Here is a 17,882-nt window from a genome sequence, read left to right as displayed (position 1 = left end):
TCCCGTTACCAGACGAAGGCGAGGACTTCCCCGCCAACGCTCCGCTTGCGGGCCTGCCGGTCGGTGAGCAGCCCCTGGGACGTCGAAATGATCGCCACGCCCAGCCCGCCGAGCACCCGCGGGAGCCCGTCCGACTTGGCGTACACCCGGAGACCGGGCTTGGACACGCGCTTGATGCCGGCCAGGCTCCGCTCGCGGTTCTGGCCGTACTTCAGCTCGACGACCAGTCGCTTGCCGACGGCGCCCTCCTCGGGCTCCTCGACCGACCAGGTGGCGATGTAACCCTCGGCCTTGAGGACCTCGGCGATGTTCGCCTTGATCTTCGAGTAGGGCATCGTCACCCGGTCGTGGTACGCCTGGTTGGCGTTACGCAGACGCGTGAGCATGTCTGCGATCGGGTCGGTCATCGTCATGAAAACTCGTCAACCTTTCTCGCCGGGGTTCCCCGGGCCAGGCCCGGGGCCTACGGCGAAGAGACAGTTCAGCTGACGCGCCGGAGCGCGCCGGGCTATTACCAGGAAGCCTTGGACACGCCGGGCAGCTCACCGCGGTGGGCCATCTCCCGGATGCACACCCGGCAGAGACCGAACTTGCGGTAGACCGCCTTCGGACGCCCGCACCGCTGGCAGCGGGTGTACGCGCGAACCGAGAACTTCGGCTTCGCGGCCGCCTTGAGGATCAGCGCCTTCTTGGCCATCTCAGTTCTCCTTGAACGGGAAGCCCAGGAGCTTGAGCAGCGCCCGGCCCTCGTCGTCGGTCGTGGCGGTCGTGACCACCGTGATGTCCATGCCCCGCTGGCGATCGATCTTGTCCTGATCGATCTCGTGGAACACCGACTGCTCGGTCAGGCCGAACGTGTAGTTGCCGTGCCCGTCGAGCTTGCGCCCGTCCAGGCCGCGGAAGTCGCGGATACGCGGCAGCGCGATCGAGAGCAGCCGGTCCAGGAACTCCCACATCCGGTCGCCGCGGAGGGTGACCTTCGCGCCGATCGGCATGCCCTCGCGGAGCTTGAACTGCGCGATGGACTTGGTGGCCCGCCGGACCTGCGGCTTCTGGCCGGTGATGGTGGCCAGGTCGCGAACGGCCCCGTCGATCAGCTTGGCGTCGCGAGCAGCCTCGCCGACACCCATGTTGACGACGATCTTGACCAGCCGCGGCACCTGCATCGGGTTGGCGAACTCGAACTGCTTCTGCAGCTCGGCCACCACCTCGTTGCGGTACCGCTCCTTGAGGCGCGGCAGGGTCTTGGTTTCGGTAGCCGTGGTCATCAGAGGTCCTTACCGGTGCTACGCGCGATGCGGACCTTCTGGCCGTTGTCGTCGATCCGGTAGCCGACGCGGGTCGGCTTGCCGTCGGAGTCCAGGACCATCACGTTCGAGACGTGGATCGGGGCCTCCTGGGTGACGATGCCACCGGTCTTGGCGCCACGCTGGGTGGTGCTGATACGGGTGTGCTTCTTGACCCGGTTCACGCCCTCGACCAGGACCTTGTCCTGCCGCGGGTAGGCCGCGATGACCTTGCCCTTGGCACCCTTGTCCTTGCCGGCGATGACGACGACCGTGTCGCCCTTCTTGACCTTCACGGTCACAACACCTCCGGCGCGAGAGAGATGATCTTCATGAACCGCTTGTCCCGCAGCTCCCGGCCGACCGGGCCGAAGATACGGGTACCGCGCGGGTCCCCACCGTCCTTGATGATGACGGCGGCGTTCTCGTCGAAGCGGATGTACGACCCGTCCGGCCGCCGCTTCTCCTTGGCGGTCCGAACGACGACAGCCTTGACGACGTCGCCCTTCTTCACACCGGCACCGGGGATCGCGTCCTTGACGGTCGCCACGATGACGTCGCCGATGCTCGCGTAGCGCCGACCGGAGCCGCCGAGCACCCGGATGCACAGGATCTCCCGGGCACCCGTGTTGTCGGCGACGCGCAGTCGCGACTCCTGCTGAATCACGTCTATCTCCTATGTCTGCCGGTTCTCCGGCCGCTCGGGGCGGCCGGAGCCTGGCGGAACCTGCGCCCGACCGAGACCCGGCCGAGCTCGAGCCTTCGCTACTTGGCCTTCTCGAGGATCTCCACGAGCCGCCAGCGCTTGGTGGCGGACAGCGGCCGGGTCTCCATGATCAGGACCCGGTCGCCGATGCCGGCCGAGTTCTGCTCGTCGTGCACCTTCAGCTTGCTCGTACGGCGCATGATCTTGCCGTACAGCGCGTGCTTGACGCGGTCCTCGACCTCGACCACGACGGTCTTGTCCATCTTGTCGCTGACCACGAGGCCCTCGCGAACCTTGCGGCGGGCCCGCGCGGGGGCGGTGGTGTTCTCACTCATGATGCAGTCACCTCAGTCGGCGCGGCCGAGAGACCCAGCTCACGCTCACGCATGATCGTGTAGATCCGGGCGATCTCCCGACGGATGACCTGCAGCCGCCGGTTGTTGTCCAGCTGCCCGGTTGCGGCCTGCACGCGGAGGTTGAACAGCTCCGCCTTAGCCTCGCGCAACTTCGTGACCAGCTCCTCCTCGGAGAGCTCACGCAGCTCGGAGGGCTTGACGCCCGCTGCCATCAGGATTCACCCACTTCGCGCGTAACAATGCGGCACTTCATCGGGAGCTTGTGGATCGCGCGACGCATCGCCTCTCGCGCGATCTGCTCGTTGGGGAAGGACATCTCGAAGAGGACCCGCCCCGGCTTCACGTTGGCGACCCACCACTCGGGCGAACCCTTACCGGAACCCATCCGGGTCTCGGCCGGCTTCTTGGTGAGGGCCTGGTCCGGGAAGATCGTGATCCAGACCTTGCCGCCACGCTTGATGTGACGGGTCATCGCGATACGCGCCGACTCGATCTGGCGGTTGGTCACGTACGCCGGCTCGAGAGCCTGGATCCCGAACTCGCCGAACACCACCCGGTTACCACCCTTGGACGCGCCGCTGCGGTCCGGGTGGTGCGGCTTGCGGAAGCCCTTCGGGGGCTTGCGCGGCATCAGCATCTGTCAGCCCTCCTGCTGCGTTTCTGCCGGCTGGTTACCGACCGGAGCCGAGGCGGCTGCGGCGACAGCACTGCTGTCGACCGGCTCACCGGCCGGCGTCTCCGCCTGCTGCGCGATGGTGGTCGCGGCAGCCCGGCCGGCCTCGGTGCCACCGGCGGTCGTACCGGACGAGCCCGAGCGGCCACGGCGCGGCCGGTCCGGCCGGTCGCCACGGTCGCGGCGCGGGCCGCGCGACGGGGCGGCCTCGGCCGGGGCCTCGCGGCCCGGGACGGCGTCGCCCTTGTAGATCCAGACCTTCACGCCGATCCGGCCGAAGGTGGTACGGGCCTCGAAGAAGCCGTACTCGATGTTGGCCCGCAGCGTGTGCAGCGGAACCCGGCCCTCGCGGTAGAACTCGGTCCGGCTCATCTCGGCGCCGCCGAGACGGCCCGAGACCTGAACCCGGATGCCCTTGCAGGCGGGGTTCTTCATCGCGGACTGCATCGCCTTGCGCATGGCCCGACGGAAGCTGACCCGGCTGGACAGCTGCTCGGCAACGCCCTGGGCGACCAGCTGCGCGTCCGACTCGGGGTTCTTGACCTCGATGATGTTCAGCTGGACCTGCTTGCCGGTGAGCTTCTCCAGCTCGCCGCGGATCCGGTCGGCCTCCGCACCCTTACGGCCGATGACGATGCCCGGCCGGGCGGTGTGGATGTCGACGCGGACCCGGTCCCGGGTGCGCTCGATGTCGACCTTGGAGATGCCGGCGCGCTCGAGGCCCTTGGACATCATGCGGCGGATCTTGACGTCCTCGCCGATGTAGTCCTTGTAGAGCTTGTCCGCGAACCAGCGGGACTTCCAGTCGGTCGAGATGCCGAGCCGGAACCCGGTCGGGTGAACCTTCTGACCCATTACTCGGCACCCTCCGTCGTGCTCTGCTCCTCGGCGGCCGGCTTGGCCGGAGCGGCCTTCTTCGCCGACTTCTTCGGCGCGGCCGGCGCGACCGCCTCGACCGCCACGGTGATGTGGCAGGTGCGCTTGCGGATCCGGTACGCCCGGCCCTGCGCACGCGGCCGGAACCGCTTCATGGTCGGGCCCTCGTCGACGAACGCCTCACTGACGAGCAGCGCGTCGGGGTCCAGCCGCTCGTTGTTCTCCGCGTTGGCGATCGCGCTCGCGAGCACCTTGTACACCTGCTCGCTCGCAGCCTGCGGCGCGAACTGCAGCACCGTGAGCGCCTCCTTCGCGGGCAGGCCGCGGACGAGGTTGACCACCCGGCGCGCCTTCATCGGCGAGATGCGCACGTGCCGCGCAACCGCCCGCGCGCCCGGAAGCACCGGAGCGTCGCCCTTTCCTGGCATCGCTGTAACCCCTTGTTCCTCTATCCGTATGCCCGCGGCGTCAGCGCCGGCGGCTCTTCCGGTCGTCCTTCTCGTGACCCTTGAACGTGCGGGTCAGCGCGAACTCGCCGAGCTTGTGCCCGACCATGGCCTCGGTCACGAAGACCGGGACGTGCTTGCGTCCGTCGTGCACGGCGATCGTGTGACCCAGCATCTCCGGGATGATCGTCGAGCGGCGCGACCAGGTCTTGATCACGTTCTTCGAGCCCTTGTCGTTCTGCGTCTCCACCTTCTTGAGCAGGTGGTCGTCGACGAACGGGCCCTTCTTCAGGCTGCGAGGCATGTCTTATCTCCCTCAGCCGCGCTTACGCGTGGCGTAGCGGCGGCGGACGATCAGCCGGTCGCTCGGCTGGCCCTTACGACGGGTGCGGCCCTCGGGCTTACCCTGCGGGTTGACCGGGTGGCGACCACCGGAGGTCTTACCCTCACCACCACCGTGCGGGTGGTCGACCGGGTTCATCGCGACACCACGGACGGTCGGGCGCTTGCCCTTCCACCGCATACGGCCGGCCTTACCCCAGTTGATGTTCGACTGGTCGGCGTTGCCGATCTCGCCGATGCTGGCGCGGCAGCGCACGTCCACACGCCGGATCTCACCGGACGGCATACGCAGGGTCGCGTACGCGCCCTCACGGCCGAGCAGCTGGATGCCGACGCCGGCCGAGCGGGCCAGCTTGGCGCCGCCGCCCGGACGCAGCTCCACGTTGTGGATGGTGGTACCGACCGGGATGTTGCGCAGCGGCAGGTTGTTGCCCGGCTTGATGTCGGCGCCCGGACCGGACTCGACGCGGTCGCCCTGCTTCAGGTCCTTCGGCGCGATGATGTAGCGCTTCTCGCCGTCGGCGTAGTGCAGCAGCGCGATGCGCGCGGTGCGGTTCGGGTCGTACTCGATGTGGGCGACCTTCGCCGGCACGCCGTCCTTGTCGACCCGCTTGAAGTCGATCAGACGGTACTGGCGCTTGTGACCGCCGCCGTGGTGCCGCGTGGTGATCCGGCCGTGGGCGTTGCGTCCGCCCTTCTTCGGCAGCGGAGCCAGCAGCGACTTCTCGGGCGTCGACCGGGTGATCTCGGCGAAGTCGGCAACGCTCGAGCCACGCCGGCCCGGCGTCGTCGGCTTGTACTTACGGATAGCCATTGTCTACACCCCTCAGCTGACCGGGCCGCCGAAGGCCTCGATACGGTCACCGTCAGCCAGCTTCACCATCGCGCGCTTGGTGTCCTTGCGCTTGCCGAACCCGGTACGGGTCCGCTTGCGCTTGCCCTCGCGGTTGAGCGTGTTGACCGTCAGGACGCGGACGTTGAAGATCTGCTGGATAGCGATCTTGATCTCGGTCTTGTTGGCGTCCGGGTGCACCAGGAAGGTGTACCAGTTGCGGTTCAGCTCGCTGTAGCTCTTCTCCGAGACGACCGGCGCGACGATGACGTCACGCGGATCGGCGATCGTGCTCACTTGCCATCCTCCTCGGTGGTCTCGGCGGGAACGCCCAGGAACTCGTCCAGGGCCTCCTTGGTGAAGACCACGTCGTCGGCCACCAGCACGTCGTAGGTGTTGAGCTGGCCGGCCTCGATCAGGTGCACCCGGCTGTCCCGCGCGTTGCGCAGGTTCCGCAGCGACACCCAGTTCAGCTCGTCGGTGCTGCTCAGCACGACCAGGACCCGACGGGCCTGGGTCAGCTTGGTCAGCGTGGCCAGGGCCGCCTTGGTGGACGGCTTCTCGCCCGAGACGAACGCCTCGACGACGTGCACCTGGCCGGCGCGGGCCCGGTCGGAGAGGGCGCCACGCAGGGCGGCGGCCTTCATCTTCTTCGGGGTGCGCTGGCTGTAGTCGCGCGGCACCGGGCCGTGGACCACGCCACCGCCGGCGAACTGCGGCGCGCGGGTCGAGCCCTGGCGGGCACGACCGGTGCCCTTCTGCTTGTACGGCTTCTTGCCTCCACCGGAGACCTCGCCGCGGGTCTTCGTCTTGTGCGTGCCCTGGCGGGCCGCCGCGAGCTGGGCCACCACGACCTGGTGCATCAGGGCGATGTTGGCCTGCGCGTCGAAGATGTCGGCCGGCAGCTCCACGGAGCCGCTCTTGGCGCCTTCGACGTTGATCACGTCAACGGTGGTCACTTGGCCGCACCGCCCTTCTTCACCTTCGCCTTGGCCGCGGTGCGGACCAGGACCAGCGCGCCCTTCGGGCCAGGGATGGCGCCGCGGACGAGCAGGAGGTTGTTCTCGGTGTCGACCGCCTGGACGGTCAGGTTCTGGACGGTGTAGCGCACGCCACCCATCCGGCCCGCCATCCGGGTGCCCTTGAAGACGCGACCCGGGGTCGCGCAGGCGCCGATCGAGCCGGGCGAGCGGTGCTTGCGCTCGACACCGTGGCTCGCGCGCAGACCGTGGAAGCCGTGCCGCTTCATCGGGCCGGCGTAGCCCTTGCCCTTGGTCTTGCCGGTCACGTCGATCACGGCGCCGGCCGGGAACTCCTCGACCGTGACCTCCTGGCCGGGCGCGTAGTCCGCGGCGTCGGAGGTGCGCAGCTCGACGATGTGCCGGCGCGGCGCGACGTCCGCCTTGGCGTAGTGCCCGGCGATCGGCTTCTTGACCTTGCGCGGGTCGATGACCCCGTACGCCAGCTGGACCGCGGAGTAGCCGTCCTTGTCGGCGCTACGAACCTGGCTCACGACGCACGGGCCGGCCTGAACCACGGTCACGGGCACAACCTTGTTGTTGTCCCAGACCTGGGTCATGCCGAGCTTGGCGCCCAGGATCCCCTTGACTTGCCTGTCCATTTGTCCGGTCCCTACAGCTTGATCTCGATGTCGACGCCAGCCGGCAGGTCGAGGCGCATGAGCGAGTCGACCGTCTTCGGGGTCGGGTCGATGATGTCGATCAGACGCTTGTGCGTACGCATCTCGAAGTGCTCGCGCGAGTCCTTGTACTTGTGCGGCGAGCGGATGACGCAGAAACGGTTGATCTCCGTGGGCAGCGGCACCGGGCCAGCGACCTGCGCCCCGGTACGCGTCACCGTCTCGACGATCTTCCGAGCCGAGGAGTCGACGACCTCGTGGTCATAGGCCTTGAGCCGGATGCGGATCTTCTGTCCCGCCATGGTGGCTTCTGTTCCTTCTCTCGATGCCGCTGTGTTGCGGGCGCCTGTACCGGCTGGCACAGGCCCACTTCCGCCGACCCCCGCGGTCGGGCGTGTCGCGCCCGTGGGCCAGGCTCCGCCCCGGGACTCCGGAGCGATTCTCTGACCACGCGGTGGGTCATGGCGCCGATCGCGGGGGCCGCGACCTGGACGCCGCGCGAGGGTGGTTGACCGCCGATGGCGATCAACCACCCTACGCGAGACAGTCTGACTCCCGGAGGTCCAGCGTTAACCGGACGCAGGCGACCGACTGTCGTTACGCAACCTGACTAGTATGCCGCACGACCGGCGGCGACGCTAATCGGGGTTACCCAGCTCACTTGATGATCTTGGTGACGCGACCCGCGCCGACCGTACGACCACCCTCGCGGATCGCGAACTTCAGGTTCTCCTCCATGGCGATGGGCTGGATCAGCTTCACCGTCATCGAGGTGTTGTCGCCCGGCATGACCATCTCGGTGCCCTCGGGCAGCGTGACGACGCCGGTGACGTCCGTGGTCCGGAAGTAGAACTGCGGGCGGTAGTTCTGGAAGAACGGGGTGTGCCGGCCGCCCTCCTCCTTGGAGAGGATGTAGACCGTCGCCTCGAACTCCGTGTGCGGGGTCGTGGTGCCCGGCTTGATGACGACCATGCCGCGCTCGACGTCCTCGCGCTTGATGCCGCGCAGCAGCAGACCGACGTTCTCACCCGCGCGGGCCTCGTCGAGCAGCTTGCGGAACATCTCGATGCCGGTGCAGGTGGTCTTCATCGACTTCTCACGGATGCCGACGATCTCCACCTCCTCGTTCGGCTTGAGGATGCCGCGCTCGGCGCGACCGGTCACCACGGTGCCGCGACCGGTGATCGTGAAGACGTCCTCGATGGGCATGAGGAACGGCTTCTCGGTCTCGCGCTCCGGCTGCGGGATCGCGGTGTCCACGGCGTTCATCAGGTCCAGGAGCTTCCCGGTCCACTCCGGGTCACCCTCCAGGGCCTTCAGCGCCGAGACCCGGACGACCGGCAGGTCGTCACCCGGGTACTCCTGCGAGGAGAGCAGCTCACGGACCTCGAGCTCGACGAGCTCCAGGAGCTCCTCGTCGTCGACCATGTCGCTCTTGTTGAGCGCCACGACGATGTACGGCACACCGACCTGACGGGCCAGCAGCACGTGCTCGCGGGTCTGCGGCATCGGGCCGTCGGTCGCCGCCACCACCAGGATCGCGCCGTCCATCTGCGCGGCACCGGTGATCATGTTCTTGATGTAGTCGGCGTGACCGGGGCAGTCGACGTGCGCGTAGTGACGCGCCTCGGTCTGGTACTCGACGTGCGCGATGGAGATCGTGATGCCGCGGGCCTTCTCCTCCGGCGCCTTGTCGATCTCGTCGAACGGCGTGTACGGGTTCAGGTCCGGGTACTGGTCGTGCAGGACCTTGGTGATGGCCGCCGTCAGCGTCGTCTTACCGTGGTCGATGTGACCAATGGTGCCGATGTTGACGTGCGGCTTAGTCCGCTCGAACTTCGCCTTCGCCACTGGTGTCCTCCTGTGGACTTTCTTGGTTCGTTCGCCCCGGCGCGCCGTTCGGCGCTTAGGACTCTGTCGACAGCCTTTCCGGCCGGAAGGCCGGAGAGCTTTTGTGGGTTCTGCGGCGATGAAGCCTACAGGCCCGGTCTCACGCAATCCGATCGAGGTGGCCGCGGGCGGGAGAACCCTCCCGCGACCGCCCTCGTGTCATCGGATCAGCCGAGGGTGAGTGTCACTCACCCGTCGCCTTGGCGATGATCTCCTTGGCCACCGAGTTCGGAACCTCGGCGTAGGAGTCGAACTGCATGCTGTAGCTAGCCCGGCCCTGGGTCTTCGACCGCAGGTCGCCGACGTAGCCGAACATCTCCGACAGCGGCACCAGGGCCCGGACGACGCGAGCGCCGCTGCGCTCCTCCATCGCCTGGATGATGCCACGCCGGGAGTTGAGGTCGCCGATGACGTCACCCATGTTCTCCTCAGGAGTGGTGACTTCAACGGCCATCATCGGCTCGAGGAGAGCGGGGTCGGCCTTGCGAGCCGCCTCCTTCATCGCCATCGAGCCGGCGATCTTGAACGCCATTTCCGACGAGTCGACCTCGTGGTACTGGCCGTCCACCAGGGTGAGCTTGACGCCCACCAGGGGGAAGCCGGCGAGGATGCCGTACTGCATGGCGTCCTGCGCGCCCGCGTCCACCGAGGGGATGAACTCCCGGGGGATGCGGCCACCGGTCACGGCGTTGGCGAACTCGTAGGTCGGGGCCTCGTTGCCGAGCGGCAGCGGCTCCACGCTGATGATCACGCGGGCGTACTGGCCGGAGCCACCGGTCTGCTTCTTGTGGGTGTACTCGACCTTCTCCACCGCGCGGCGGATGGTCTCGCGGTACGCCACCTGCGGCTTACCGATGTTCGCCTCGACGTTGAACTCGCGGCGCATCCGGTCGACCAGGATGTCCAGGTGCAGCTCGCCCATGCCGGAGATGACCGTCTGACCGGTCTGGTCGTCCAGCTTGACGCGGAAGGTCGGGTCCTCCTCGGCCAGCCGCTGGATGGCGGTGCTGAGCTTCTCCTGGTCGGCCTTGGTCTTCGGCTCGATGGCCACCTCGATGACCGGCTCCGGGAAGGTCATCGACTCCAGGATGACCGGGTTCGCCGGGTCGCACAGGGTGTCACCGGTGGTGGTCTGCTTCAGACCCTGCACCGCGATGATGTCGCCGGCCTGGGCGGAGCTGCGCTCCTCCCGCTTGTTGGCGTGCATCTGGTAGATCTTGCCGATCCGCTCCTTGCGGTCCTTGGTGGAGTTGATCACCTGAGAACCGGACTCGAGCGTGCCGGAGTAGATCCGGACGTACGTCAGCTTGCCGAGGTGCTTGTCGGTCTGGATCTTGAAGGCCAGGCCGGAGAACGGCTCGGAGACCGAGGGCTTCCGCTGCAGCGGGGTCTCGCCGTCGGTGGCCGTACCCTCGATCGCCGGGATGTCCAGCGGCGAGGGCAGGTACGCGACGACCGCGTCCAGCATCGGCTGGATGCCCTTGTTCTTGAAGGCGGTGCCGGTGAGGACCGGGTTGGCCTTGCCGGCGATGGTGGCCCGGCGGATGGCGGCCTTGATCTCGTCGGCCGAGATCTCCTCGCCCTCGAGGTACTTCTCCATCACCGAGTCGTCGACGTCGGCGAGGGTCTCCATCAGCTTCTCGCGCCACTCCGCGGCGGAGTCGGCGAGGTCGGCCGGGATCTCCTCGACCGCGTAGTCCTCACCCTTCTGGGTCTCGCCGCGCCAGGTGAGCGCACGCATCTCGACCAGGTCGACCACGCCGATGAAGTCGGACTCGGCGCCGATCGGGATCTGGAGCACCAGCGGGGTGGCGTTGAGCCGGTCGATCATCATCTGCACGCAGCGGAAGAAGTCGGCGCCGGTCCGGTCGAGCTTGTTGACGAAGCACATCCGGGGGACGTTGTACTTGTCCGCCTGCCGCCAGACGTTCTCCGTCTGGGGCTCCACGCCGGCCACGCCGTCGTAGACCGCGACCGCACCGTCCAGAACCCGCAGCGACCGCTCGACCTCGACCGTGAAGTCGACGTGGCCGGGCGTGTCGATGATCTGGATCGTGTGGCCCTTCCACTCGCACTTGGTGGCGGCGGAAGTGATGGTGATACCGCGCTCCTGCTCCTGCTCCATCCAGTCCATGACGGCGGCGCCCTCGTGGACCTCACCGATCTTGTACGTGATGCCGGTGTAGAACAGGATTCGCTCGGTGGTAGTGGTCTTACCGGCATCGATGTGGGCCATGATGCCGATGTTGCGTACGTTGGCGAGCGCGTCTGCGGCGGCCACTTCAATCCCTACTTATCGTCGTCTCGACACAACTGGTGGCGGTTCCGGCGCCTGCCGGCGCCGGAACCTCAGGTGTTACCAGCGGTAGTGCGCGAAGGCCTTGTTGGACTCGGCCATCTTGTGCGTGTCCTCACGCCGCTTGACGGCGGCGCCGAGGCCGTTGCTCGCGTCCAGCAGCTCGTTCATCAGCCGCTCGACCATGGTCTTCTCGCGCCGGGCCCGGGAGTAGGTCACCAGCCAGCGCAGACCGAGCGTGGTCGCGCGGGACGGCCGGACCTCGACCGGAACCTGGTAGGTGGCGCCACCGACACGGCGGCTGCGCACCTCGAGGGTCGGCTTGACGTTGTCCATCGCGCGCTTGAGCGTGACGACGGGGTCGGTGCCGGACTTCTCGCGGCAGCCCTCCAGGGCGGCGTACACGATGCGCTCGGCGAGCTGACGCTTGCCGCGCAGCAGGATCTTGTTCACCAGCTGGGTGACCAGGGGCGAGTTGTACACCGGGTCAGCGACCAGCGGCTTCCGCGGAGCGGGTCCCTTACGCGGCATGTCAGCTCTTCTCCTTCTTCGCGCCGTAGCGGCTGCGAGCCTGCTTGCGGTTGCGGACACCCTGGGTGTCCAGCGAGCCGCGCACGATCTTGTACCGCACGCCGGGGAGGTCCTTCACACGACCGCCGCGCACGAGCACGATCGAGTGCTCCTGAAGGTTGTGGCCGACGCCCGGGATGTAGGCGGTCACCTCGATCTGGCTGCTGAGCTTGACACGAGCGACCTTGCGCAGCGCCGAGTTCGGCTTCTTCGGGGTGGTGGTGTACACGCGGGTGCACACGCCGCGCCGCTGGGGAGACCCCTTGAGCGCCGGGGTCTTGGTCTTGGTCGTCTTGGCCTGACGGCCCTTTCGGACCAACTGCTGAATGGTGGGCACCGGGTTTCTCCGCTCCCTTCGGCCGCTGCGAGGCGACCGCGCCGTCTGCTCCAGCCGTCCGGATGGGCGGCTCTCCTACATTCCAACCGGGGCCGCCTGACGGCGTCCCAGCACCCGCGGTCGGGCGTGTCGCCCAAGTCACGGTCCCGGTGCCGGCCGCTGGCGCGTCGTACCGGGTTGTTTGGTCTTGATGGTGCGACCGCGCGATTCACCGGCTGACCGGTTCCAGCGCACGCACGCATTGCCCGGGCGAGCCCGGGCACAAGGGGAAAGAGTACCTACCACAGCCGCGCCGGTCAAAACGGATGGGTCGGGAGGACCGCTGCCGCGGTCCGCCGGGCCGGTCTCCGGATCGCCGACGCGCCCATGATGGGCACCTACAGTGACAAGTGTACCGGCTCGTCCGCCGCGCGGCCCGGCGGCCCCGACACAGCCCACCCCCCGGGCACCCGGACATACCGGTCGCGGCAGGTCACCGGCCGCACCGGCCCCACCGGGGACCTCACGTGATCTGCACCACGAGGGCCAGCCCGAGCCCGACCAGGCTGAACAGCAGCCCCACCCCGCCGCAGGAGAGCCCGGCCACGGCCAGGCCGGCGCCGGTGAACCGCACCGCCGGCGGCGGCGCCGGCCGCCGGATCTGCCGCCGGGCCAGCAGCCCGGCGACCACCGCGCCGACCCCGATCAGCGCGCCGAGCACGGTGAACGCGCCGGCCGCCCAGGCGCCACCGTAGTCCGGCCCGGCGATACCGAAGCAGAAGACCAGAAGAGAAACCAGAATCGCGGCGATCCCCGCGATCAACGAGCCGATGGCGAGCCCCGAGGTGACCGGCGGCACGTCCAGGTGGACCACCCCGAACGGCGTACCCGGCACCGCGTCGACCCGCTTCGGCGGCCGCGGCGCCTCGGCCGGCGGCGGCGGGAACGCCGGCCCCCAGCCCCCGTGGCCGGGCGCGCTTCCCGGCGCCGGCCACCCGCCGCCGTGACCCGGCGCGTTCCCCGGGTACGCCCCGTGCGGGTGATGCGCCGGCGCGGACGCGGAACCCGGCGGATACGGCCCCGGGCGGTTCGGGTCGCCTCCCGGCGCGGCCGGTTCCGTCACGGTTCCTCCTGTCCACACCCGCCCGCCACCCGGCGGACACCGGCCAGGCTACCGTCGCCGGTCACGGCCGGGTGGGCGGGCGCGGCTCCGCTCCCCCGCCCGGTCAGTCGAAGTTCGGCGCGAAGTCGTGGCCGAACGAGCCGTCGGCGTACCGGACCACGCCGATCACCACCGCCGCCACCACCGCCGCCGCGGTCAGCACCAGCCCGGTCCGCGCCATCCGCTCGCCGCGCCGCAGCCAGTCGCCGCCGGTGAGATAACCACCAGATGTGTACGCCTCGCGGCGCGCCTGCCGGGCCAGCGTGAGCGCGATCGTGGCCGGCACCGCGCCGCCGACGAACAGACCGGTGAGCGCGCCGATCAGGCCGAGCGCGAAGACCGCCCGCGCCTTGGTGGAGCGGACCGGCTCCGGGTCGTGCGGATGGCGGTGCGCCTGCGGCACGACGGGCGCCGGCCCGGGCACTGTCGTCATGCCTTCCATCATGCCCGGAACCGGTTCCCCGGTCCCGGCAAGCCGGCCCGGACGCGACGAGGCCCCCGGCAGCTGCCGGGGGCCTCGTCGTTTCCTGGTGCTTAGCGGTACGACCCGAAGTCGAAGTCGTCCAGCGGAACCGCCTGGCCGCTGGCCGGCCCGAAGCCGTAGTCGGTCTCCGGGTAGCCGGTCATCGAGTAGACCTTGGCCTTCGCCTCCTCGGTCGGCTCGACCCGGACGTTGCGGTACTTGCTGATGCCCGTACCGGCCGGGATGAGCTTACCGATGATCACGTTCTCCTTGAGGCCGATCAGCGAGTCGCTGCGGGCGTGGATCGCCGCGTCCGTCAGCACCCGGGTGGTCTCCTGGAAGGAGGCCGCCGACAGCCAGGAGTCGGTGGCCAGCGAGGCCTTGGTGATACCCATCAGCACCGGGCGACCGGCGGCGGGCTCGCCACCCTCGCCGACGAGCCGGCGGTTCTCCGACTCGAACAGCGCCCGGTCGACCAGCACACCCGGCAGGAACTCGGTCGAGCCGGAGTCGATCACCGTCACCCGCTTGAGCATCTGGCGGATGATGATCTCGATGTGCTTGTCGTGGATGAGCACACCCTGCGAGCGGTAGACCTCCTGGACCTCCTGGGTCAGGTGGACCTGGACCGCGCGCGGGCCGAGGATGCGCAGCAGCTCGTGCGGGTCGATGGTGCCCTCGGTGAGCTTCTCGCCGACCTCGACGTGGTCGCCGTCGTGCGCCCGGAGCCGGACCCGCTTCGAGATCTTGTCGTAGACGATCTCGTCGCTGCCGTCGTCCGGGATGACCACGATCTTGCGGGACCGCTCGCCGTCCTCGATCCGGATGCGACCCGGGGTGTCGGCGATGGGCGCCTTACCCTTCGGCACCCGGGCCTCGAAGATCTCCTGGACACGGGGCAGACCCTGGGTGATGTCCTCACCCGCGACACCACCGGTGTGGAAGGTACGCATCGTCAGCTGCGTACCCGGCTCACCGATCGACTGGGCGGCGATGATGCCGACCGCCTCGCCGACGTCCACGGTCTTGCCGGTCGGCAGCGAGCGGCCGTAGCACGCACCGCAGACGCCCAGCTTCGACTCGCAGGTGAGCACGCTGCGCACCCGCACCGTCTCGGTACCGGCGGCGACGATCGCGTCCACCAGGATCGAGTTGATGTCCTGGCCGCGGTGGGCCACCACGGTGCCGTCCGGCCCCTTGATGTCGTCGGCCAGCGTCCGGGCGTGCACGCTGGTCTCGGCGTGCTCGTGCACGACCAGCTTGCCGTCGATGCGCTCGCCGACCTGCATCGGGATGGCGCGGTCGGTGCCGCAGTCCTCCTCGCGGATGATGACGTCCTGCGAGACGTCCACCAGACGCCGGGTCAGGTAACCCGAGTCGGCGGTACGCAGGGCGGTGTCCGCGAGACCCTTACGGGCACCGTGCGTGGAGATGAAGTACTCCAGCACGGACAGACCCTCCCGGTAGCTGGCCTTGATCGGCCGCGGGATGATCTCACCCTTCGGGTTGGCCACCAGACCACGGATCGCCGCGATCTGCCGGAGCTGGAGCAGGTTACCGCGGGCGCCCGAGTTGATCATCTTCCACAGCGGGTTCTCCTGCGGCAGCGCGGTGTCCATCTCCTTGGCGACCTCGTTGGTCGCCTTGGTCCAGATCTCGATGAGCTCGCCGCGACGCTCCTCGGCGGTCATCAGACCACGCTGGTACTGCTTGTCGATCCGGTCGGCTTCCTTCTCGTACCGCTCCAGGATCTCCCGCTTGCGCGGCGGAGCGATGACGTCCTCCATGCCGATGGTGACGCCGGACCAGGTGGCCCAGTGGAAACCGGCCTCCTTGAGCCCGTCCAGGGTGGCCGCCAGGGCCACCTTCGGGAAGCGCTCGGCGAGGTCGTTGACGATCGCGGAGAGCTGGCCCTTGCGGATCTCGTAGTTCACGAAGCGGTAGCCCGGGGGCAGCGTCTCGTTGAACAGGACCCGGCCCAGCGTGGTCTCCACGGTCACCGGCTCGCCCTCGGTCCAGCCCTCGGGGGCGGTCCACGGCTCGGCGCCGGCGCCGTTGTCCACACCGACGACGTCGCGCAGCCGGATCCGGACCGGCGCCTGCAGGTGCAGCTCGCCGTTGTCGTACGCCATCCGCGCCTCGGCGTCCGAGCTGAACGCCCGGCCCTCGCCCTTGCCACCCGGAGTGAGGTGGGTGAGGTGGTAGAGACCGATGACCATGTCCTGGGTGGGCATGGTGACCGGCTTGCCGTCGGCCGGCTTGAGGATGTTGTTCGACGACAGCATCAGGATCCGCGCCTCGGCCTGGGCCTCGGCGGACAGCGGCACGTGGACCGCCATCTGGTCACCGTCGAAGTCGGCGTTGAACGCGGTGCAGACCAGCGGGTGGATCTGGATGGCCTTGCCCTCGACCAGCTGCGGCTCGAAGGCCTGGATGCCCAGACGGTGCAGGGTCGGCGCGCGGTTCAGCAGCACCGGGTGCTCGCCGATGACCTCTTCCAGCACGTCCCACACGACCGGCCGCTGCCGCTCGACCATCCGCTTGGCGGACTTGATGTTCTGCGCGTGGTTGAGGTCGACCAGCCGCTTCATCACGAACGGCTTGAACAGCTCCAGCGCCATCTGCTTGGGCAGGCCGCACTGGTGCAGCTTGAGCTTCGGGCCGACCACGATGACCGAACGGCCGGAGTAGTCGACGCGCTTGCCGAGCAGGTTCTGGCGGAACCGGCCCTGCTTGCCCTTGAGCATGTCGGACAGCGACTTCAGGGGCCGGTTACCGGGGCCGGTGACCGGACGACCACGACGGCCGTTGTCGAACAGCGCGTCGACGGCCTCCTGGAGCATCCGCTTCTCGTTGTTGACGATGATCTCGGGCGCGCCGAGGTCGATCAGCCGCTTGAGGCGGTTGTTCCGGTTGATCACACGCCGGTACAGGTCGTTCAGGTCGGAGGTCGCGAAACGGCCACCGTCGAGCTGCACCATCGGGCGCAGGTCCGGCGGGATGACCGGGACGCAGTCCAGCACCATGCCGAGCGGCGAGTTCCGGGTGTTCTGGAACGCCGCGACGACCTTGAGCCGCTTGAGCGCCCGGATCTTCCGCTGGCCCTTGCCGGAGCGGATGGTCTCGCGCAGGTTCTCCGCCTCGGCCTCCAGGTCCATGTTCTGGACCAGGGCCTTGATCGCCTCGGCGCCCATGCTGCCGGTGAAGTACTCACCGAAGCGGTCGCGCAGCTCGCGGTAGAGCAGCTCGTCGGTGACCAGCTGCTTCGGCTCCAGCTTGCGGAAGGTGTCGAGGACCTCGTCGAGGCGGTCGATCTCGCGCTGGGCCCGGTCGCGGATCTGGCGCATCTCGCGCTCTCCGCCCTCCTTGACCTTGCGCCGGACGTCCGCCTTCGCGCCCTCGGCCTCCAGCTCGGCCAGGTCGGCCTCCAGCTTGGCGGCCCGCTTCTCGATCTCCGAGTCGCGGCTGTTCTCCGCCTGCCGCTTCTCGGCCAGGATCTCGTTCTCGATGGTCGAGAGGTCGCGGTGACGCGCTTCGGCGTCCACGCTCGTCACGACGTACGAGGCGAAGTAGATGATCTTTTCGAGGTCCTTCGGGGCGAGGTCCAGCAGGTAGCCCAGCCGGCTCGGCACGCCCTTGAAGTACCAGATGTGGGTCACCGGAGCGGCCAGCTCGATGTGACCCATCCGCTCCCGGCGAACCTTGGAGCGGGTCACCTCGACGCCGCAGCGCTCGCAGATGATGCCCTTGAAGCGGACCCGCTTGTACTTACCGCAGTAGCACTCCCAGTCCCGCTGAGGACCGAAGATCTTCTCGCAGAAGAGCCCGTCCTTCTCCGGCTTGAGGGTGCGGTAGTTGATGGTCTCGGGCTTCTTGACCTCGCCGTGGGACCACTGACGGATGTCGTCAGCGGTGGCGAGGCCGATGCGCAGCTCGTCGAAGAAGTTGACGTCGAGCACTATGTCCCCTATGTCGTCGTCTTTACAGCTAGATCATGGGCGGGGTCGGGGGCCGGCCGGCCCGCGTCGG

Annotated in this window: 23 protein-coding genes; all 23 read right to left on the bottom strand. The window is 68.5% G+C overall.

What is annotated here, in order from left to right:
- Positions 1-5: 5 nt before the first annotated feature.
- The 23 genes from rpsH to O7542_RS29285 all read right to left on the bottom strand — a co-directional run bounded on the left by rpsH (position 6) and on the right by O7542_RS29285 (position 17,812).
- The gene (rpsH, locus tag O7542_RS29395) at positions 6-413 is read right to left on the bottom strand and encodes a 30S ribosomal protein S8 (RefSeq protein WP_013288624.1); all 408 of its coding nucleotides are present in this window, start codon (positions 411-413) and stop codon (positions 6-8) included.
- Between the two features lie 98 nt (positions 414-511).
- A complete protein-coding gene (locus O7542_RS29390; RefSeq protein ID WP_007073023.1) occupies positions 512-697 on the bottom strand; it encodes a type Z 30S ribosomal protein S14 in 186 nt (61 codons plus the stop codon).
- Position 698: 1 nt separating this feature from the next.
- On the bottom strand, positions 699-1,268 hold the full coding sequence (rplE, locus tag O7542_RS29385) for a 50S ribosomal protein L5 (RefSeq protein ID WP_018784556.1): 570 nt from the start codon (positions 1,266-1,268) through the stop codon (positions 699-701).
- A complete protein-coding gene (gene rplX / locus O7542_RS29380; RefSeq protein WP_013288626.1) occupies positions 1,268-1,588 on the bottom strand; it encodes a 50S ribosomal protein L24 in 321 nt (106 codons plus the stop codon). Before rplX ends, rplE begins: the two co-directional genes overlap by 1 nt.
- Positions 1,585-1,953, bottom strand: coding sequence for a 50S ribosomal protein L14 (rplN, locus tag O7542_RS29375; RefSeq protein ID WP_007073026.1), 369 nt, complete (start codon positions 1,951-1,953; stop codon positions 1,585-1,587). Before rplN ends, rplX begins: the two co-directional genes overlap by 4 nt.
- 98 nt (positions 1,954-2,051) lie before the next feature.
- Positions 2,052-2,327, bottom strand: coding sequence for a 30S ribosomal protein S17 (gene rpsQ / locus O7542_RS29370; protein WP_030501606.1), 276 nt, complete (start codon positions 2,325-2,327; stop codon positions 2,052-2,054).
- Complete coding sequence (gene rpmC / locus O7542_RS29365; protein ID WP_013288628.1) at positions 2,324-2,560, bottom strand: 50S ribosomal protein L29; 237 nt, start codon at positions 2,558-2,560, stop codon at positions 2,324-2,326. The genes rpsQ and rpmC overlap by 4 nt, the downstream gene beginning before the upstream one ends.
- Positions 2,560-2,985, bottom strand: coding sequence for a 50S ribosomal protein L16 (gene rplP, locus O7542_RS29360; RefSeq protein WP_007465292.1), 426 nt, complete (start codon positions 2,983-2,985; stop codon positions 2,560-2,562). The genes rpmC and rplP overlap by 1 nt, the downstream gene beginning before the upstream one ends.
- A 3-nt stretch (positions 2,986-2,988) precedes the next feature.
- Complete coding sequence (gene rpsC, locus O7542_RS29355; RefSeq protein ID WP_013473694.1) at positions 2,989-3,876, bottom strand: 30S ribosomal protein S3; 888 nt, start codon at positions 3,874-3,876, stop codon at positions 2,989-2,991.
- Positions 3,876-4,325 (bottom strand): 50S ribosomal protein L22, encoded by a 450-nt coding sequence (rplV, locus tag O7542_RS29350; RefSeq protein WP_018784552.1) that lies wholly within the window; start codon positions 4,323-4,325, stop codon positions 3,876-3,878. The genes rpsC and rplV overlap by 1 nt, the downstream gene beginning before the upstream one ends.
- A 40-nt stretch (positions 4,326-4,365) precedes the next feature.
- Positions 4,366-4,647, bottom strand: coding sequence for a 30S ribosomal protein S19 (gene rpsS, locus O7542_RS29345; protein ID WP_007073032.1), 282 nt, complete (start codon positions 4,645-4,647; stop codon positions 4,366-4,368).
- Positions 4,648-4,659: 12 nt separating this feature from the next.
- A complete protein-coding gene (rplB, locus tag O7542_RS29340; protein ID WP_013288631.1) occupies positions 4,660-5,499 on the bottom strand; it encodes a 50S ribosomal protein L2 in 840 nt (279 codons plus the stop codon).
- Between the two features lie 12 nt (positions 5,500-5,511).
- Positions 5,512-5,814, bottom strand: a complete 303-nt coding sequence (gene rplW, locus O7542_RS29335) for a 50S ribosomal protein L23 (RefSeq protein ID WP_013288632.1) — start codon at positions 5,812-5,814, stop codon at positions 5,512-5,514.
- Positions 5,811-6,476: a 50S ribosomal protein L4 gene (gene rplD / locus O7542_RS29330; RefSeq protein ID WP_013288633.1), complete on the bottom strand. Its 666-nt coding sequence runs from the start codon at positions 6,474-6,476 to the stop codon at positions 5,811-5,813. The genes rplW and rplD overlap by 4 nt, the downstream gene beginning before the upstream one ends.
- Positions 6,473-7,138 carry a 50S ribosomal protein L3 gene (rplC, locus tag O7542_RS29325; RefSeq protein ID WP_030501609.1) on the bottom strand — a complete coding sequence of 222 codons (666 nt, stop codon included), beginning with the start codon at positions 7,136-7,138 and terminating at the stop codon, positions 6,473-6,475. Before rplC ends, rplD begins: the two co-directional genes overlap by 4 nt.
- A gap of 11 nt (positions 7,139-7,149) precedes the next feature.
- The gene (gene rpsJ, locus O7542_RS29320) at positions 7,150-7,458 is read right to left on the bottom strand and encodes a 30S ribosomal protein S10 (protein ID WP_007073037.1); all 309 of its coding nucleotides are present in this window, start codon (positions 7,456-7,458) and stop codon (positions 7,150-7,152) included.
- A 355-nt stretch (positions 7,459-7,813) separates the two neighbouring features.
- Entirely contained in the window at positions 7,814-9,007 is a 1,194-nt protein-coding gene (gene tuf / locus O7542_RS29315) for an elongation factor Tu (RefSeq protein WP_013288635.1), read from the bottom strand.
- Between the two features lie 223 nt (positions 9,008-9,230).
- Positions 9,231-11,327: an elongation factor G gene (gene fusA, locus O7542_RS29310; RefSeq protein WP_030501610.1), complete on the bottom strand. Its 2,097-nt coding sequence runs from the start codon at positions 11,325-11,327 to the stop codon at positions 9,231-9,233.
- Between the two features lie 75 nt (positions 11,328-11,402).
- Complete coding sequence (gene rpsG / locus O7542_RS29305; RefSeq protein WP_013288637.1) at positions 11,403-11,873, bottom strand: 30S ribosomal protein S7; 471 nt, start codon at positions 11,871-11,873, stop codon at positions 11,403-11,405.
- 1 nt (position 11,874) lies between these two features.
- Positions 11,875-12,249 carry a 30S ribosomal protein S12 gene (gene rpsL, locus O7542_RS29300; RefSeq protein ID WP_007465318.1) on the bottom strand — a complete coding sequence of 125 codons (375 nt, stop codon included), beginning with the start codon at positions 12,247-12,249 and terminating at the stop codon, positions 11,875-11,877.
- A 502-nt stretch (positions 12,250-12,751) separates the two neighbouring features.
- The gene (locus tag O7542_RS29295) at positions 12,752-13,123 is read right to left on the bottom strand and encodes a hypothetical protein (RefSeq protein ID WP_176722859.1); all 372 of its coding nucleotides are present in this window, start codon (positions 13,121-13,123) and stop codon (positions 12,752-12,754) included.
- 331 nt (positions 13,124-13,454) lie between these two features.
- Complete coding sequence (locus tag O7542_RS29290) at positions 13,455-13,823, bottom strand: hypothetical protein (RefSeq protein ID WP_281605489.1); 369 nt, start codon at positions 13,821-13,823, stop codon at positions 13,455-13,457.
- Between the two features lie 101 nt (positions 13,824-13,924).
- Entirely contained in the window at positions 13,925-17,812 is a 3,888-nt protein-coding gene (locus O7542_RS29285; RefSeq protein WP_043328234.1) for a DNA-directed RNA polymerase subunit beta', read from the bottom strand.
- Positions 17,813-17,882 lie beyond the last annotated feature (70 nt).

The sequence above is a fragment of the Micromonospora sp. WMMC264 genome (assembly GCF_027497275.1).
In the GTDB taxonomy this organism is placed as follows: Bacteria; Actinomycetota; Actinomycetes; order Mycobacteriales; family Micromonosporaceae; genus Micromonospora; species Micromonospora chalcea.
Note: the sequence above shows the minus strand (reverse complement) of the source record. Positions and strands in the feature narration are given on the sequence as shown.

Bases quoted from the DNA above. Each gene is read 5' to 3' on its own strand.
- rpsH (WP_013288624.1), bottom strand. From the start codon at position 413: ATGACGATGACCGACCCGATCGCAGACATGCTCACGCGTCTGCGTAAC.
- O7542_RS29390 (WP_007073023.1), bottom strand. From the start codon at position 697: ATGGCCAAGAAGGCGCTGATCCTCAAGGCGGCCGCGAAGCCGAAGTTC.
- rplE (WP_018784556.1), bottom strand. From the start codon at position 1,268: ATGACCACGGCTACCGAAACCAAGACCCTGCCGCGCCTCAAGGAGCGG.
- rpsQ (WP_030501606.1), bottom strand. From the start codon at position 2,327: ATGAGTGAGAACACCACCGCCCCCGCGCGGGCCCGCCGCAAGGTTCGC.
- rpmC (WP_013288628.1), bottom strand. From the start codon at position 2,560: ATGGCAGCGGGCGTCAAGCCCTCCGAGCTGCGTGAGCTCTCCGAGGAG.
- rplP (WP_007465292.1), bottom strand. From the start codon at position 2,985: ATGCTGATGCCGCGCAAGCCCCCGAAGGGCTTCCGCAAGCCGCACCAC.
- rpsC (WP_013473694.1), bottom strand. From the start codon at position 3,876: ATGGGTCAGAAGGTTCACCCGACCGGGTTCCGGCTCGGCATCTCGACC.
- rplV (WP_018784552.1), bottom strand. From the start codon at position 4,325: ATGCCAGGAAAGGGCGACGCTCCGGTGCTTCCGGGCGCGCGGGCGGTT.
- rpsS (WP_007073032.1), bottom strand. From the start codon at position 4,647: ATGCCTCGCAGCCTGAAGAAGGGCCCGTTCGTCGACGACCACCTGCTC.
- rplB (WP_013288631.1), bottom strand. From the start codon at position 5,499: ATGGCTATCCGTAAGTACAAGCCGACGACGCCGGGCCGGCGTGGCTCG.
- rplC (WP_030501609.1), bottom strand. From the start codon at position 7,138: ATGGACAGGCAAGTCAAGGGGATCCTGGGCGCCAAGCTCGGCATGACC.
- rpsJ (WP_007073037.1), bottom strand. From the start codon at position 7,458: ATGGCGGGACAGAAGATCCGCATCCGGCTCAAGGCCTATGACCACGAG.
- rpsG (WP_013288637.1), bottom strand. From the start codon at position 11,873: ATGCCGCGTAAGGGACCCGCTCCGCGGAAGCCGCTGGTCGCTGACCCG.
- O7542_RS29290 (WP_281605489.1), bottom strand. From the start codon at position 13,823: ATGACGACAGTGCCCGGGCCGGCGCCCGTCGTGCCGCAGGCGCACCGC.